We start from the raw sequence: 16,096 nt of genomic DNA on the forward strand, positions 1-16,096 counted from the left end.
TCCGATCAGTGGCGCGCCTGGCGCGCCCTGACCGGTACGGGTTGGGCCACCAGCACGATGCCGGAAAAGCCCAGTACCAGGAAACAAAACATCTGCCAGCGCTCGCCCACTGAAATGCCGTAGCGCAAGGTGTAATACCCCACGCAAGCACCGAAGCCGAGCAACAGCATCTGGCCACGGAACTGCCGCCACCAGGCAGTCAGCCCCTCTACCCTCGCCAATACCGCCAGCTGGGTCAACAAGCCTAGCAAGGCCACGCCAATCAACCAGCGGTCGATCTGCCCAGCGACATCCTGCACCAGCAGGGGCGCCAGGCCAGTGACCTTGAGCGCGGGCACCAGCCCCACATGAAACACCCACAAGCCGCCGACCCAGAACACCTGGGCCAGCTGCCAGAGGATCCCTTCAAGGGATGGCGCCCGCAGGCGCCGATCAGATGTGTTTGACTTCGACAATCTCGTACTCGACCGTGCCACTTGGCGTCTTGACGACGACGGTATCACCTTCTTCCTTGCCGATGATGGCACGGGCAATGGGTGCGCCGCTCGAAAGCTTGCCCTGTTTCACGTCGGCTTCATCCTCGCCGACGATCTGGTAGGTCACTTCATCATCGGTTTCGGTGTTGGCCAGCACCACGGTGGTGCCGAAAATCACCTTGCCGGTGTGAGGGATCGTGGTCACATCGATCACGACCGAGTTCTGCAGGCGGCCTTCGATGTCGCGGATACGCGCCTCGACCATGCCCTGCTCCTCACGGGCGGCATGGTATTCGGCGTTTTCCTTGAGATCGCCCAGCTCGCGCGCCTCACCAATCGCCTGGCTCAGGCGCGGGCGCTCGGTCTTGCTCAGGAACAGGTGCTCTTCTTCCAGGGCGCGAGCGCCCTGGACGGTCATCGGGTACTTGGTAATGCTCATGCTTTAAGTCCTGCATGCAGATCTTGCAAGCGACGAACGGTCTTCTCAGGACCAAACTTCAACGCTTCGCAGATGGCTTCACCGGCCGCAATGGTGGTGGTGCAGTAAATCTTGTGCTGCAGCGCATTGCGACGAATCGAGTAGGAATCAGCGATCGACTGACGGCCTTCGGTGGTGTTGATGATCAGCGACACTTCGTCGTTCTTGATCATGTCGACCACGTGCGGGCGACCTTCGGTCACTTTGTTCACACGGCGCACTTTCAGGCCAGCCGCCTCGATAACCTTGGCGGTGCCGGCAGTGGCAACCACTTCGAAGCCCAGGGCGATCAGGTCGCGGGCAACGCCAGCCACTTGTGGCTTGTCGTCGTCACGCACGCTGATGAACGCAGTACCGCCGGTCGGCAGCACTTCGCTGGCACCCATCTGGGCCTTGGCGAAGGCTTCACCGAAGCTGTCACCAACACCCATGACTTCACCGGTCGATTTCATCTCAGGGCCGAGGATCGGGTCAACCCCTGGGAACTTGGCGAACGGGAAGACGGCTTCCTTGACGCTGTAGAAGTTCGGGATGATTTCTTTGGTGAAACCGATCTCTTTCAGGGTTTTGCCAGCCATGACGCGGGCCGCGATCATCGCCAGCGAAGTGCCGATGCACTTGGAGACGAACGGTACGGTACGCGAGGCGCGCGGGTTGACTTCGATCACGTAGATCTTGTCGCCCTGCAGGGCCAGCTGCACGTTCATCAGGCCGACCACGCCCAGCTCCAGGGCCATTTTCTTGACCTGTTCGCGGACTTCGTCCTGCACATGAGCCGGCAGCGAGTACGGTGGCAGCGAGCACGCCGAGTCACCGGAGTGCACACCCGCCTGCTCGATGTGCTGCATGATCGCGCCGATCACCACGTCGGTGCCGTCGCAGACCGCATCCACGTCCATCTCGATGGCGCAGTTGAGGAAGTGGTCGAGCAGCACCGGGCTGTCGTTGGACACTTGTACCGCTTCACGCAGGTAGCGCTTGAGTTCGTCCAGTTCGTAGACGATTTCCATGGCGCGACCTCCCAGTACGTACGACGGGCGCACGACCAGTGGGTAACCGATACCGCCCGCAGCGCGGATCGCTTCTTCTTCGCTGCGCACGGTAGCGTTTGGCGGCTGCAGCAGGTTCAGGCGCTGAACCATCTGCTGGAAACGCTCACGGTCTTCGGCACGGTCGATGGCGTCCGGGCTGGTACCGATGATCGGTACGCCGGCTTCTTCCAGGGCACGGGCCAGTTTCAGCGGGGTTTGGCCGCCGTAGTGCACGATGACGCCTTTCGGCTTCTCGACGCGGCAGACTTCCAACACGTCTTCCAGGGTCAGCGGCTCGAAGTACAGGCGGTCGGAAGTGTCGTAGTCGGTGGAGACGGTTTCTGGGTTGCAGTTGACCATGATGGTCTCGTAACCGTCTTCACGCAGGGCCAGCGCCGCGTGTACGCAGCAGTAGTCGAACTCGATACCTTGGCCGATACGGTTAGGGCCGCCACCCAGGATCATGATCTTGTCGCGGGTCGACGGGTTGGCCTCGCACTCTTCCTCGTAGGTCGAATACAGGTAGGCAGTGTCGGTGGCGAACTCGGCGGCGCAGGTGTCGACGCGTTTGTAGACCGGGAACACTTCCAGCTTGTGACGGTGGCGACGCAGGTTCTTGTCGGTGATACCGAGCAGTACAGCCAGGCGCTGGTCCGAAAAGCCTTTGCGCTTGAGGCGCAGCATCAGGTTTTTGTCGATGGCCGACAGGGCCAAGGTCTTGACCTTCTCTTCTTCCTTGATCAGGTCTTCCATCTGAACCAGGAACCACATGTCGATGCCGGTCAGGGCAAAGATTTCTTCGCAGGTCATGCCCGAACGCATGGCGTCAGCGACATACCAGATACGCTCGGCACCCGGCACGGTCAGTTCGCGCTTGAGGATACTGGCAGCTTCTGGGCTGGCCAGGTCGACTTTCGGGTCCAGGCCGCAGGCACCGACTTCCAGGCCGCGCAGGGCTTTCTGAAGGGATTCCTGGAAGGTACGGCCGATGGCCATGACTTCACCCACAGATTTCATCTGGGTGGTCAGGCGGGCGTCGGCTTTCGGGAATTTCTCGAAGGCAAAGCGTGGCAGCTTGGTGACGACGTAGTCGATCGACGGCTCGAACGACGCCGGGGTACGCCCGCCGGTGATGTCGTTTTGCAGCTCGTCGAGGGTGTAGCCGACGGCCAGCTTGGCGGCGATCTTGGCGATCGGGAAGCCGGTAGCCTTGGAAGCTAGGGCCGACGAGCGCGATACGCGCGGGTTCATCTCGATCACGACCATGCGGCCGGTGTTCGGGCAGATACCGAACTGCACGTTGGAACCGCCGGTTTCGACACCGATTTCACGCAGCACCGCCAGCGAGGCGTTGCGCATGATCTGGTATTCCTTGTCGGTCAGGGTCTGCGCTGGAGCAACGGTGATCGAGTCACCGGTGTGCACACCCATCGGGTCGAAGTTTTCGATCGAGCAGACGATGATGCAGTTGTCCTTCTTGTCACGGACCACCTCCATCTCGTATTCCTTCCAGCCGATCAGCGATTCGTCGATCAGCAGCTCTTTGGTCGGCGACAGGTCCAGACCACGGGCGCAGATTTCTTCGAATTCTTCACGGTTGTAGGCGATACCACCACCGGTGCCGCCCATGGTGAACGACGGGCGGATGATGCACGGGAAGCCGAGCTTCTCGAGGACCGCATTGGCCTCTTCCATGCTGTGGGCGATACCGGAGCGCGGGCACTCCAGGCCGATGTCCTTCATCGCCTTGTCAAAGCGCGAGCGGTCTTCTGCCTTGTCGATGGTGTCGGCGTTGGCACCGATCATCTCTACGCCGAACTTTTCCAGAACGCCATGGCGCTCCAGGTCCAGGGCGCAGTTCAGCGCGGTCTGGCCACCCATGGTCGGCAGCACCGCGTCTGGGCGCTCTTTTTCGATGATCTTGGCCACCGACTGCCATTTGATCGGCTCGATGTAGGTGGCGTCGGCCATGTCCGGGTCGGTCATGATGGTGGCCGGGTTGGAGTTCACCAGGATGACGCGGAACCCCTCCTCGCGCAGGGCTTTGCAAGCCTGGGCGCCGGAGTAGTCGAATTCGCAGGCCTGGCCGATCACGATCGGGCCAGCGCCGAGAATCAGGATGCTTTTGATGTCTGTACGTTTTGGCATGGTTGTCACTCAAATCCGCGGGTCAGTCGGCAAGCCGTCTTGAACAATCTGGGTCAGGCGCTTCCGGGCGCGGCGCAAGCCGGCCCGGGGCCTTGATGCAGGATGCTCAGCGGCGCTTGGCCATGGCATCGGTGAAACGATCGAACAGTGGCGCGACGTCTGTCGGGCCTGGGCTCGCTTCAGGGTGGCCCTGGAAGCTGAACGCGCTCTTGTCGGTGCGCTCGATGCCCTGCAGGGTACCGTCGAACAGCGACTTGTGGATGGCGCGGACGTTGCCCGGCAGGGTGGCTTCGTCGACGGCGAAACCGTGGTTCTGGCTGGTGATCATGACCACGCCGGTGTCCAGGTCCTGGACCGGGTGGTTGGCACCGTGGTGGCCGTGGCCCATCTTGACGGTCTTGGCGCCGGAGGCCAGGGCCAGCAGCTGGTGGCCGAGGCAGATGCCGAACACCGGGATCTCGGTTTCAAGGATTTCCTTGATTGCCTGAATCGCGTAGTCGCAAGGCTCCGGATCGCCAGGGCCGTTGGACAGGAACACGCCATCGGGGTTGAGCGCGAGTACTTCGCTGGCCGGGGTCTGGGCAGGCACCACGGTCACGCGGCAGCCACGGGCCACCAGCATGCGCAGGATGTTCAGCTTGACGCCGTAGTCGAAGGCGACCACGTGGTACGGCAGCTCGGAAGCTTCGATGGTTGGGTGGCTGTCGGTTTTCAGTTCCCACACGCTGGAGCGCCACTCGTAGCGCTCTTTGGTGGAGACGACCTTGGCCAAGTCCATGCCCTTGAGGCCTGGGAAGCCGCGGGCGGCGGCGATGGCGGCTTCTTCGCTGATGTTGTCACCGGCGAGGATGCAACCGTTCTGAGCGCCCTTTTCACGCAGGATACGGGTCAGGCGACGGGTGTCGATGCCAGCGATGGCGACGACGTTGTTGGCCTTGAGGTAGTCCGGCAGCGACTGGGTGTTACGCCAGTTGCTGGCCAGCAGCGGCAGGTCACGGATGACCAGGCCGGCAGACCAGACACGGTTCGACTCGGCGTCTTCCGGGGTAGTACCGGTGTTGCCGATGTGCGGATAGGTCAGGGTAACGATTTGCTGGGCGTAGGAAGGGTCTGTAAGGATTTCCTGGTAGCCGGTCATAGCGGTGTTGAACACCACCTCACCAACGGTCTGACCGTCGGCACCGATGGCTTCACCGCGAAAAATACTGCCGTCGGCAAGGGCGAGTATGGCTGGCTTTGTCAAGAAGACCTCCCGTAAATCAAGCATGAAAGGGCGATCGCAGGTTGCAAAAAAGCGGAGTGACGTATGGACACGTCACCCCGCTTTCATGTGCTGAATTCAATTCGCTGCGCGCTTTTAGTGGACACACTAAAGCTGTAGCTTACAGAAAAGTGCTTTTTGGGTCTACCGTATATGTGCCTCTAAAACACATGATTGCGACAGGGGGTGCCTTGCACCCCATCGCCGGCAAGCCGGCTCCCACCAGTCAGCACCAACCCGAAGGCTTGCACTCCCCTGTGGGAGCCGGCTTGCCGGCGATTGGGCCATCAGCAACACAGCAAGGATCAGTGCAGCCCCAGAACGTCCTGCATGTCGTACAGGCCCGGCTCGCGCCCGTCCAGCCACAGCGCGGCACGTACCGCGCCCTTGGCGAACGTCATGCGGCTCGACGCTTTGTGGGTGATCTCCAGGCGCTCGCCTTCAGCAGCGAACAGCACGGTGTGGTCACCCACCACATCACCGGCACGCACGGTGGCGAAGCCGATGGTCTTGCGATCACGCGCGCCGGTCTGGCCTTCACGGCCATACACCGCCACTTCCTGCAGGTTACGGCCCAACGCATTGGCAACCACTTCGCCCATGCGCAGCGCAGTACCCGACGGCGCATCGACCTTGTGACGGTGGTGCGCTTCGATGATCTCGATGTCGACATCATCACCCAGCACCCGCGCCGCCATGTCCAGCAGCTTGAGGCTGAGGTTGACGCCCACACTGAAGTTGGCAGCGAACACGATCGGGATTTCCTTGCCCGCGTCAGCGAGCAATTGCTTCTCTTCGACGCTGAAACCGGTGGTGCCGATGATCATCGCCTTGCCGTGCTTGCGGCAGAAGGCCAGGTTTTTCAGGGTTACCGAAGGGTGGGTGAAGTCGATCAGCACATCGAATTCGTCGGCAACCTTGGCCAGGTCATCGGACAGCAGCACGCCGATCCGACCGAGGGCCGCCAGCTCACCTGCATCAGCCCCGACCAGCGAGCTGTCAGGGCGATCGATCGCCGCCGTCAACCCGGCTCCTGGCGTTTGCTGCACGGCCTCGATGAGGGTTTTGCCCATCCGCCCTGCTGCACCCATCACTGCAATACGTCGCATCGCTATTTCCTTGTCAGAGATCGCCGAAGAAGCGCTTTACACCGTCGAACCAGCCACTGGCCTTAGGCGAATGGGAGCTGTCGCCTTCCAGCGAATCACGCAGCTCTTCGAGCAGCTCGCGCTGACGACGGCTGAGGTTGACCGGGGTTTCCACCGCCACACGGCACAGCAGGTCACCGGCACCGCCACCGCGCACCGGCGCAACACCCTTGCCACGCAAGCGGAACTGCTTGCCGGTCTGGGTACCTTCCGGAATCTTCAGCTTCACGCGGCCATCGAGGGTTGGCACTTCCAGCTCGCCACCCAGCGCTGCATCGGTATAGCTGATCGGCACTTCGCAGTACAGGTGCTTGCCATCACGCTGGAAGATCTCGTGCTCACGCACATTGATCACCACGTACAGGTCGCCAGTCGGGCCACCGTGGGTACCGGCCTCGCCTTCGCCCGACAGGCGAATGCGGTCGCCGGTATCGACACCTGCAGGCACCTTGACCGACAGCGTCTTGTATTCCTCGACACGGCCTTCGCCATGGCACGAATTGCAAGGGTCGGTAATGATCTTGCCCTGGCCATGGCAACGCGGGCAGGTCTGCTGCACCGAGAAGAAGCCTTGCTGCATACGCACTTGGCCAATACCGCCGCACGTCGGGCAGGTCGACGGGGTCGAGCCCTTCTTCGCGCCAGAACCGTCGCAAGGCGTGCAATTGACCAGCGTCGGCACACGGATACTGACCGTGGTGCCACGCACTGCTTCCTCCAGGTTCAGCTCCAGGGTGTAGCGCAGGTCGCTGCCACGCTGGGCACCACCACGACCACCGCCGCGGCCGCCGCCACCACCGAAGAAGTCACTGAACACATCACCAAAGATGTCGGAGAAGTTGGCGCCGCCGAAGCCTGCACCACCGCCGCCCATGCTTGGGTCGACGCCGGCGTGGCCGTACTGGTCGAACGCCGCGCGCTTGCTGGCGTCAGACAGCACTTCGTAGGCCTCGTTGGCCTCCTTGAACTTGTCTTCCGACTCTTTGTCGCCTGGGTTGCGGTCCGGGTGGAACTTCATCGCCAGGCGGCGATAGGCCTTTTTCAGGTCAGCTTCACTGGCGCCGCGCTCGACACCCAGAACCTCATAATAATCACGCTTGGACATAGGTCATTTGCACCTTGTTGGGCGTTCGGCATCTGCGCCGCGCCATCAGCACCTGCCCAAACACCACGAATGGCCCTGACAGATGCTGTAAAAATTCTCGAATTCCAGATACGCCAACGCGGGAGCAAGCCCCCGCGCGGCGACATCCTACCAGCTCACCGACAACCGCCGGTGAGCTGGCCGACAACATGCAACGATTACTTCTTGTCGTCGCCTTTTACTTCTTCGAACTCGGCGTCAACCACGTCATCGTGCTTGGCTTCCGGCTCGGCCTGCTGCGCGCCGCCCTGAGGCTGTTCGGCCGACTGCTCGGCGTACATCTTCTGAGCAACCGGTGCCGACACCTTGGACAGCTCTTCGACCTTGGCATCGATCGCGGCCTTGTCGTCGCCTTTTACAGCGGCTTCCAGGGCAACGACTGCAGCTTCGATGGCAGTTTTTTCTTCAGCGGTAACCTTGTCACCTGCATCTGCAACCATCTTGCGGGTCGAGTGAACCAGCGCGTCACCCTGGTTACGGGCACCGGCCAGCTCTTCGAACTTGCGGTCTTCCTCGGCGTTAGCCTCGGCATCACGCACCATTTTCTCGATTTCTTCGTCGGACAGGCCGGAGTTGGCCTTGATCACGATCGACTGGGTCTTGCCGGTGGCCTTGTCTTTCGCGCCGACGTGCAGGATGCCGTTGGCGTCGATGTCGAAGGTCACTTCGATCTGCGGAACACCACGCGGTGCTGGCGGGATGTCAGCCAGGTCGAACTTGCCCAGCGACTTGTTCTGCGAAGCTTGCTTACGCTCACCCTGCAGCACGTGAATGGTCACTGCGCCCTGGTTGTCGTCGGCAGTCGAGAACACCTGCGACTTCTTGGTCGGGATGGTGGTGTTTTTCTCGATCAGCGCGGTCATCACGCCACCCATGGTTTCGATACCCAGGGTCAGCGGGCTGACGTCCAGCAGCAGAACGTCTTTGACGTCACCGGCCAGAACGGCACCCTGGATAGCGGCGCCCATGGCGACGGCTTCGTCCGGGTTGACGTCCTTGCGAGCTTCCTTGCCGAAGAAGTCGGCAACGGTTTTCTGTACCAGCGGCATACGGGTCTGGCCACCGACCAGGATCACGTCGTCGATCTTGCTAGCTTCGATGCCAGCGTCTTTCAGCGCGATGCGGCAAGGCTCGATGGTGCGCTGCACCAGCCCTTCTACCAGCGACTCCAGCTTGGCGCGGGAGATCTTCACGTTCAGGTGCTTAGGACCGGTGGCGTCTGCAGTGATGTACGGCAGGTTGACGTCGGTCGACTGAGCGGAAGACAGCTCGATCTTAGCCTTTTCCGCGGCTTCTTTCAGACGCTGCATGGCCAGAGGGTCGCCCTTCAGGTTCATGCCGGACTCTTTCTTGAACTCTTCGACCAGGTAGTCGATCAGCAGCATGTCGAAGTCTTCGCCACCCAGGAAGGTGTCACCGTTGGTCGCCAGTACTTCGAACTGGTGCTCACCGTCGACTTCGGCGATTTCGATGACCGAAACGTCGAAGGTACCGCCACCCAGGTCATAAACGATGACAGTGTGGTCGCCCTTGGCCTTGTCCATGCCGTACGCCAGTGCAGCAGCGGTCGGCTCGTTGATGATGCGCTTGACGTCCAGACCGGCGATGCGGCCGGCGTCTTTGGTAGCCTGGCGCTGGCTGTCGTTGAAGTAGGCCGGAACGGTGATGACCGCTTCGGTGACAGGCTCGCCGAGGTAGTCTTCGGCGGTCTTCTTCATTTTCTTCAGCACTTCGGCGCTGATTTGCGGCGGTGCCATTTTCTGGCCGTTAACTTCAACCCAGGCGTCACCGTTGTCGGCCTTGGCGATCTTGTACGGAACCAGCTGAATGTCTTTTTGCACGACATCCTCTTCGAAGCGGCGGCCAATCAGGCGCTTCACTGCGAACAGGGTGTTGTGCGGGTTGGTGACAGCCTGGCGCTTGGCCGACTGACCCACCAGGATTTCGCCATCGTTGGCGTACGCCACGATCGAAGGGGTAGTACGCGCACCCTCGGCGTTTTCGATGACTTTGACGTTACCGTTTTCCAGGATGGAGACGCACGAGTTGGTGGTCCCCAGGTCGATACCGATGATTTTACCCATGTTAAATCTCCCGAAACTTGAATTTGGTAGCAGCGACTACTTTGGCCAACTGCGGTAATACTTGAAGGCTTGACACCTAGATGGGGTTGCCCCGGCGGATTTCAAGCCTGTTCATTGATCGAAGGCTGAGCTGCGCTTGGCGCCTTGCTGACCACCACCATGGCGGGGCGCAGCAGGCGGCCGTTGAGCAGGTAGCCTTTCTGGAACACGTTCAACACGCTGTTCGGCTCTACTTCGCCGTTTTCCTGCATGGCCATGGCCTGATGGTGTTCAGGGTTGAACGGCTGGCCGTGCGGGTCGACAGCTTCGAGGTTGTAGCGCTTGAGGGTGTCCTGGAACATCTTCAAGGTCAGCTCGACGCCTTCGCGGATCTGCTTGACGTGTTCGTCGTCGGCGCTGGAGTGGGCCAGGGCCAGTTCCAGGCTGTCGATCACCGGCAGCAGGTCGCTGGAGAACTTCTCCAGGGCGAACTTGTGGGCCTTCTCGACATCCTGCTCAGCGCGACGGCGCACGTTCTGCAAATCGGCAACAGCGCGCAGCGACTGATCCTTGGCGGCGGCCAGCTGTTCCTCGAGCTCCAGAACACGGGCGCCGACAGCATCTGCACCGGTTTCTTCGACGTTAAGGTCTTTCTCATTCAGCTGTTCGTCAGCCATTGGGTCTCTCCTGCGCAAATTTCTGGATTACGAGCCAGGCTCGCCTTTGTTGTCGGCTATATGGGGCCGGAAAAACCAGCTTCAAGGGGCAGCGTGGTTTTCCGGGCCACATGAGAATCTGTGAGCGGGCATTGTCAGGGTGGAAAAAAGTACTGTATAAATAACCAGACCTGAACCTTCGGGAGCCGCCCCCATGCTGGTGCACCTGTCCATTCACAACTACGCCATCGTCGAACACCTCGACCTCGAGCTTGCCCGCGGCATGTCCGTCATCACCGGCGAGACCGGCGCAGGCAAATCGATCATGCTCGACGCCCTCGGCCTGGCCCTCGGCGACCGCGCAGACAGCGGCGTGGTGCGCCCCGGTGCAGACAAGGCGGACATCCTCGCCACCTTTGACCTGGCAGACATCCCCGAAGCCCGCACCTGGTTGGCCGAGCGTGACCTGGACAACGACGGCCCGTGCATCCTGCGCCGGGTGATCACCGCCGAAGGCCGCAGCCGTGGCTACATCAATGGCACGCCTTGCCCGCTCAGCGACCTCAAATCGCTTGGCGAACTGCTGATCGACATCCACAGCCAGCACGAGCACCAGTCGCTGCTCAAAACCGACACCCATCGGCGCCTGCTGGACGAGTACGCCGGCGCCATCGACCTGGCCCGCCAGGTGCAATTGGCCGCCAAGCGCTGGAACCAGACCCGCCTGGAACTGGAGCGCCTGTCCAATTCCGGTGACGAGCAACGCGCCCGCCACCAACTGCTGAGCTATCAGCTCGAGGAGCTGGACAACCTCGGCCTGGGCGAAAACGAGCTGGTGCAGTTGGAGCAGGAACACAAAAACCTGACCAACGCCGAAGCCCTGTTCGGCATCTGCCGCCAGGTCATCGACCAGTGCAGCGAGAGCGACTCGGGCAACGTGCTCAGCGCCCTCACCTCCAGCCTCAATCGGCTGGGCGCCGCCACCAACTCACCCAAGGCACTGGGCGAAGCCGCCAACCTGATTGCCAGCGCGCAGATTCAGGTCGAAGAAGCCGTGGGCGAGCTCAACCGCTTCCTGGATCACTTCGACGCCGACCCCATGCGCCTGCAGGCCTTGGAAGAGCGCCTCGACACGATCTACACCCTGGCCCGCAAACACCGCGTGCACCCCACCGAACTGCCGCATCTGCAGCAGCGCTTGATGGAAGAGCTGGAAGGCTTGAACGCCAGCGACGAATCGATCGAACGCCTGGGCGAAGAGCTGGCCGCCTATGCCCAGCACTATAAAGAGCGGGCTCGCGAGCTGAGCGCCTTGCGCCAGCAGGCCGCGCAACAGTTGGCGGTCGCGGTCGAGCAAGAAGTCCAACGCCTGGGTATGCCGGGTGGGCGCTTCTGCATCGAGCTTACCCCCAACGAAGGCAACGACCTGTCGCCCCACGGCCTTGAGCAAATCGAACTGTTGGTGAGTGCCAACCCCGGCCAGCCACTCAAAGGCCTGGCCAAGGTCGCGTCGGGCGGCGAGCTGTCACGCATCAGCCTGGCGATCCAGGTGATCACTGCACAGACCTCGCGCATCCCCACCCTGGTGTTCGACGAAGTCGACGTCGGCATCGGCGGCCCCACCGCCGAGATCGTCGGCCAACTGCTGCGCCGGCTGGGTGACCGCGGCCAAGTACTGACCGTGACTCACCTGCCACAGGTCGCGGCACAAGGGCATCACCACCTGTTCGTGCACAAGGTGCGCCACAGCGACACCACCCACACGGCGGTGGCCAGCCTGGGTAAACGCGAACGGGTCGAGGAAGTGGCGCGCATGCTGGGCGGCATCGACCTGACCAAGGAATCCCTGGCACATGCACGCAAGATGGTAGTCAGCGGCAAGGCTTAGTGACTGGCCTATGCATTAACTGCTTAATGGACTGGCCTACACCTCACCTGCTTAATGACTGACCTATGCATTACCTGCTTAATAACTGGCCTACGCTTACCTGTAGGAGCAGCCTTGTGCTGCGAAGAGGCCGGTGGCAGCGGCACAGTCCTACTGTGTTTTCACCGGCCTCCTCGCAGCACAAGGCTGCTCCTACCCCAAAAGCACAAAGGCGACCCGAAGGTCGCCTTTGCTATTTATAACGATCGAAATCGTTACTTTTTCTTACGCACATAGAGGACCAGGTTGTGGTCCACCAGCTCGTAGCCATGCTCGGCCACGATCTCGCGCTGACGCCGCTCGATTTCAGCATCCATGAACTCGATGACTTCACCGTTCTCCACGTTGACCATGTGGTCGTGGTGACCGCCATCCGCCAGTTCGAAGACCGCATGACCGCCGTCGAAGTTGTGGCGAACCACCAGACCCGCCGCTTCGAACTGGGTCAGCACGCGGTAGACGGTGGCCAGGCCGACGTCCTCACCAGCTTCCATCAAGGCCTTGTAGACATCCTCGGCACTCATGTGACGCTGCTCGGTAGAATCGAGCATCTGAAGGATCTTTACTCGAGGCAGGGTAACCTTGAGACCGGCTTTGCGTAATTCGCTATTTTCAACCATGGTCAGCTTTCTCGCCGATGCTGCTTCGCAGCTTCTCTTAATACGGGTATGATCGGGGTTTACGTTGTCCAGCCAAGATAGTGGAAGTCGCCCACCGATGCAAAACACCAAGCTCTTGCTAACCAGCCTCACCCTAGTGGGACTGCTCGCACTCGCCGGTTGCTCGTTTCCCGGGGTTTACAAAATCGACATCCAGCAGGGCAATGTCGTCACGCAGGACATGATAGACCAATTACGCCCGGGAATGACCCGACGGCAAGTAAGGTTTATCATGGGCAACCCCCTGATTCAGGACACGTTCAATACCAACCGTTGGGACTACCTGTACAGCCTGCAGCCTGGTGGCGGAAAACGCCAGCAAGAGCGCATGAGCATTTTCTTCAACGAAAGCGACCAGTTGGTCAGCCTGTCTGGCGACTTCATGCCAGGTGTGAGCCGCGACCAGGAAATCCTTGGTGGCAGCAGCGACACCACGGTCAGCCCGGCGACCCAGCCAGAGCAGGCCACGCCGCAGCCTGAAGAGAAACCGGCCAAACCCGGTTCGGTGGAAGAATCCATCCAGCGCGAGATCGACACCATCGAGACCACTCCGGTCCCGACGCCGGCACCGCTGGAAACCTCCCCGCAGTAAGCGCGGCGGTCATAAAAAAGCCCGGGCCTTGGCCCGGGCTTTTTTGTGCGCCACTGCTCAGCTATTGAGCTGCTTGGCGCGCTGGCAGAAGGCATCTACCAAGGTATTGGCGGCCTGGTTGAACAGCGGCCCCAATGTCGCCCGCACCAACGGCCCGGCATAATCGAAGGACAAGTCCAGGCTGATCTTGCAGGCCTTCTCGCCCAGCGGCTTGAACACCCACACACCGTGCAGCTGGGAGAACGGCCCCTCTTCCAGGTTCATTTCGATGGACTGCCCAGGCACCAGCACATTGCGCGTGACGAAATGCTGGCTCATGCCACCTTTGGCAACCTCCAGCTTAGCGCGCATGTGCGTGTCACTGGCCTCGATGACCGTCGATGCCGAGCACCACGGCAGAAATTCCGGGTAGCTGGCCACGTCATTGACCAGATCGTAAAGCGCCTGGGCGGGATACGGTAGCAGGGCGGAGCGTTGAATATGGGTAGTCATCCAGGCGTCACTTCCAAGGCTGGGTGGCGGCGCTTCGCAGCGTGCCAAAAGCAGGTTCTGTACCTACGACAGGGCCTGTATTGTCCGGTATTCATTGCGGTGGCTCAAGCACACCGAAATCCCATAGCCGACCACGCATCGAGTTGCCTATAATGCCGCCCCTATGGCTAAACAAAAGAAACATCCGACCGGGACCATCGCGCAAAACAAGAAAGCGCGACACGATTACTTCATCGAACACAAGTTCGAGGCCGGGCTGGTCCTGTCCGGTTGGGAAGTAAAGAGCCTGCGGGCCGGCAAGGCGCACCTGACCGACAGCTACGTGCTGCTCAAGGATGGCGAAGCCTGGCTGTTCGGCAGCCACATCACCCCGCTGACCACGGCCAGCACCCACGTCATCGCCGACCCTATCCGCTCACGCAAGCTGCTGCTGAACAAGCGCGAGCTCGAGCGGGTGGAAGCGGCCGTGGCGCAGAAAGGCTACACCTGTGTGGCCTTGGCGCTGTACTGGAGCAAGCACCTGATCAAGTGCGAGATCGCGCTTGGCAAGGGCAAGAAGGAGTTCGACAAGCGCGATACCGTGCGCGAACGCGATTCCAACCGCGAGCTGCAGCGTGCCGTGCGTAACAAGGGCAAGGAAGACTAGATCTTCTTTAGCCTGTTCCGGCCTCTTCGCGGGGCAAGCCCGCTCCCACAGGGTTCTGCACATAACCTGTGAGAGCGGGCTTGCCCGCGAAGAGGCCGGAACAGGCGATAGAAGACAGTTGTTCCCACAGGGATAGCCCCAGCGCTAACCCTGTGGGAGCAGCTTGCCCCGCGAAGAGGCCCGAACAGGCGACAGAAAACAGCTGTTCCCACAGTGATAGCCCCAACGCTAATCCTGTGGGAGCGGGCTTGCCCCGCGAAGAGGCCCGAACAGGCGACAGAAAACAGCTGTTCCCACAGTGATAGCCCCAGCGCTAACCCTGTGGGAGCGGGCTTGCCCCGCGAAGAGGCCCGAACAGGCGACAGAAAACAGCTGTTCCCACAGTGATAGCCCCAACGCTAACCCTGTGGGAGCGGGCTTGCCCCGCGAAGAGGCCCGTGCTGCAAACGCAAACCTCAGCGCCCGCTGCGCCGCTCCGCCCGCGCCACGCGCTGGGCCTCTTCGTGCGCCTCCTCCAGCACCTCCTGCACATACAAAATGTGCCGGCTGGAAACCTCCCGCGCATCCTCCGCCCTGCCCTCGACAATCGCCAGGTACAGCTCCCGGTGCTGACTGATCAGCATGTCCCGCGTTTCAGTCCGCTGCTGGTACATGCCACCGATATTGGTCACCACGTTCCGCTTTAGCAGGTCGAACAAACCGCGGATGGTATGCAGCAAGACCGCGTTATGGCTGGCCTCGGCTATCGCCAGGTGGAAGCGCGCGTCAGCGGCGCCCTCCTCTGCCCGGGTCACTTCGTCAACGCGGGTGTAGCAGTCCTGCAGCGTGTCAAAAGCCTCTTTCAGCCGTGCACGGTCAGGCTCGGTGGCGCGCTGGGCCGCGTAATACGCGCAGGACGCCTCAAGGGTATGGCGAAATTCGAGCAGGTCGCGCTGCGCTTCAGGGCTGTGCTCAAGCAGCTGCAACAGCGGGTCGCTGAACGTCGACCCCAGCGATTCAGCAACAAAGTTGCCACCGCCCTGGCGGCTGATCAGCAGCCCCTTGGCCACCAGCTTCTGAATCGCCTCACGCAGTGACGGGCGCGACACACCGAACTGTTCGGCCAGAACGCGCTCTGCCGGCAAGCGCTGGCCCGAGGTCAGCGTGCCTTCGAGAATCATCCCTTCCAACCGATCGACGATGTCGTCGGACAGGCGCCGTTGGCGGACCTGATCAAAAACCATCACATGCTCTCCACAAACCCCCGGCAAATTTCAGGGGGCCCTATTCTCGCCGATCCGCGCCGCGCACACACCCATCACCCTGGGTTTTTCCAAGGCCATCAGACGCCCGCTCATCGGCACGCGACCAAAGTTTTGTGTCGGACAAATTGACA

Annotated in this window: 14 protein-coding genes; 3 read left to right on the top strand and 11 right to left on the bottom strand. The window is 61.2% G+C overall.

Features of this window, described 5'->3' with window-relative positions:
- Positions 1–5: 5 nt before the first annotated feature.
- From HU764_RS22305 to grpE, 8 genes are all read right to left on the bottom strand, one after another.
- The gene (locus HU764_RS22305; RefSeq protein ID WP_186702315.1) at positions 6–455 is read right to left on the bottom strand and encodes an MFS transporter; all 450 of its coding nucleotides are present in this window, start codon (positions 453–455) and stop codon (positions 6–8) included.
- Positions 433–915 (bottom strand): transcription elongation factor GreA, encoded by a 483-nt coding sequence (gene greA, locus HU764_RS22310; protein WP_008098898.1) that lies wholly within the window; start codon positions 913–915, stop codon positions 433–435. The genes HU764_RS22305 and greA overlap by 23 nt, the downstream gene beginning before the upstream one ends.
- Positions 912–4,133: a carbamoyl-phosphate synthase large subunit gene (carB, locus tag HU764_RS22315; RefSeq protein WP_027595035.1), complete on the bottom strand. Its 3,222-nt coding sequence runs from the start codon at positions 4,131–4,133 to the stop codon at positions 912–914. The genes greA and carB overlap by 4 nt, the downstream gene beginning before the upstream one ends.
- A gap of 106 nt (positions 4,134–4,239) precedes the next feature.
- Positions 4,240–5,376: a glutamine-hydrolyzing carbamoyl-phosphate synthase small subunit gene (gene carA / locus HU764_RS22320; protein WP_027595036.1), complete on the bottom strand. Its 1,137-nt coding sequence runs from the start codon at positions 5,374–5,376 to the stop codon at positions 4,240–4,242.
- Between the two features lie 323 nt (positions 5,377–5,699).
- Positions 5,700–6,503: a 4-hydroxy-tetrahydrodipicolinate reductase gene (gene dapB, locus HU764_RS22325; protein WP_027595037.1), complete on the bottom strand. Its 804-nt coding sequence runs from the start codon at positions 6,501–6,503 to the stop codon at positions 5,700–5,702.
- A gap of 13 nt (positions 6,504–6,516) precedes the next feature.
- Positions 6,517–7,647: a molecular chaperone DnaJ gene (gene dnaJ / locus HU764_RS22330; RefSeq protein ID WP_027595038.1), complete on the bottom strand. Its 1,131-nt coding sequence runs from the start codon at positions 7,645–7,647 to the stop codon at positions 6,517–6,519.
- A gap of 197 nt (positions 7,648–7,844) precedes the next feature.
- Positions 7,845–9,770, bottom strand: coding sequence for a molecular chaperone DnaK (gene dnaK, locus HU764_RS22335; RefSeq protein ID WP_085274240.1), 1,926 nt, complete (start codon positions 9,768–9,770; stop codon positions 7,845–7,847).
- A 101-nt stretch (positions 9,771–9,871) separates the two neighbouring features.
- Positions 9,872–10,426: a nucleotide exchange factor GrpE gene (grpE, locus tag HU764_RS22340; RefSeq protein ID WP_099455349.1), complete on the bottom strand. Its 555-nt coding sequence runs from the start codon at positions 10,424–10,426 to the stop codon at positions 9,872–9,874.
- 193 nt (positions 10,427–10,619) lie between these two features.
- Between grpE and recN the strand changes: the two genes are divergently transcribed.
- Positions 10,620–12,293: a DNA repair protein RecN gene (gene recN / locus HU764_RS22345; RefSeq protein WP_099455350.1), complete on the top strand. Its 1,674-nt coding sequence runs from the start codon at positions 10,620–10,622 to the stop codon at positions 12,291–12,293.
- Positions 12,294–12,547: 254 nt separating this feature from the next.
- Here recN and fur read toward each other — a convergent pair whose 3' ends face one another.
- A complete protein-coding gene (gene fur / locus HU764_RS22350) occupies positions 12,548–12,952 on the bottom strand; it encodes a ferric iron uptake transcriptional regulator (protein WP_027595042.1) in 405 nt (134 codons plus the stop codon).
- A 97-nt stretch (positions 12,953–13,049) separates the two neighbouring features.
- Between fur and bamE the strand changes: the two genes are divergently transcribed.
- Positions 13,050–13,583: an outer membrane protein assembly factor BamE domain-containing protein gene (bamE, locus tag HU764_RS22355; RefSeq protein ID WP_027595043.1), complete on the top strand. Its 534-nt coding sequence runs from the start codon at positions 13,050–13,052 to the stop codon at positions 13,581–13,583.
- Positions 13,584–13,640: 57 nt separating this feature from the next.
- Here bamE and HU764_RS22360 read toward each other — a convergent pair whose 3' ends face one another.
- Positions 13,641–14,075 (bottom strand): type II toxin-antitoxin system RatA family toxin, encoded by a 435-nt coding sequence (locus HU764_RS22360; RefSeq protein WP_186702317.1) that lies wholly within the window; start codon positions 14,073–14,075, stop codon positions 13,641–13,643.
- 163 nt (positions 14,076–14,238) lie between these two features.
- Here HU764_RS22360 and smpB point away from each other — a divergent pair, with 163 nt between their 5' ends.
- The gene (gene smpB, locus HU764_RS22365; RefSeq protein WP_012312633.1) at positions 14,239–14,721 is read left to right on the top strand and encodes an SsrA-binding protein SmpB; all 483 of its coding nucleotides are present in this window, start codon (positions 14,239–14,241) and stop codon (positions 14,719–14,721) included.
- A 455-nt stretch (positions 14,722–15,176) separates the two neighbouring features.
- On the opposite strand, the gene HU764_RS22370 is transcribed toward smpB, so the two are convergent.
- Positions 15,177–15,944 carry an FCD domain-containing protein gene (locus HU764_RS22370; protein WP_099455351.1) on the bottom strand — a complete coding sequence of 256 codons (768 nt, stop codon included), beginning with the start codon at positions 15,942–15,944 and terminating at the stop codon, positions 15,177–15,179.
- Between the last annotated feature and the right edge of the window lie 152 nt (positions 15,945–16,096).

Origin of the sequence: Pseudomonas kermanshahensis (genome assembly GCF_014269205.2) — a bacterium.
Lineage (GTDB): Bacteria > Pseudomonadota > Gammaproteobacteria > Pseudomonadales > Pseudomonadaceae > Aquipseudomonas > Aquipseudomonas kermanshahensis.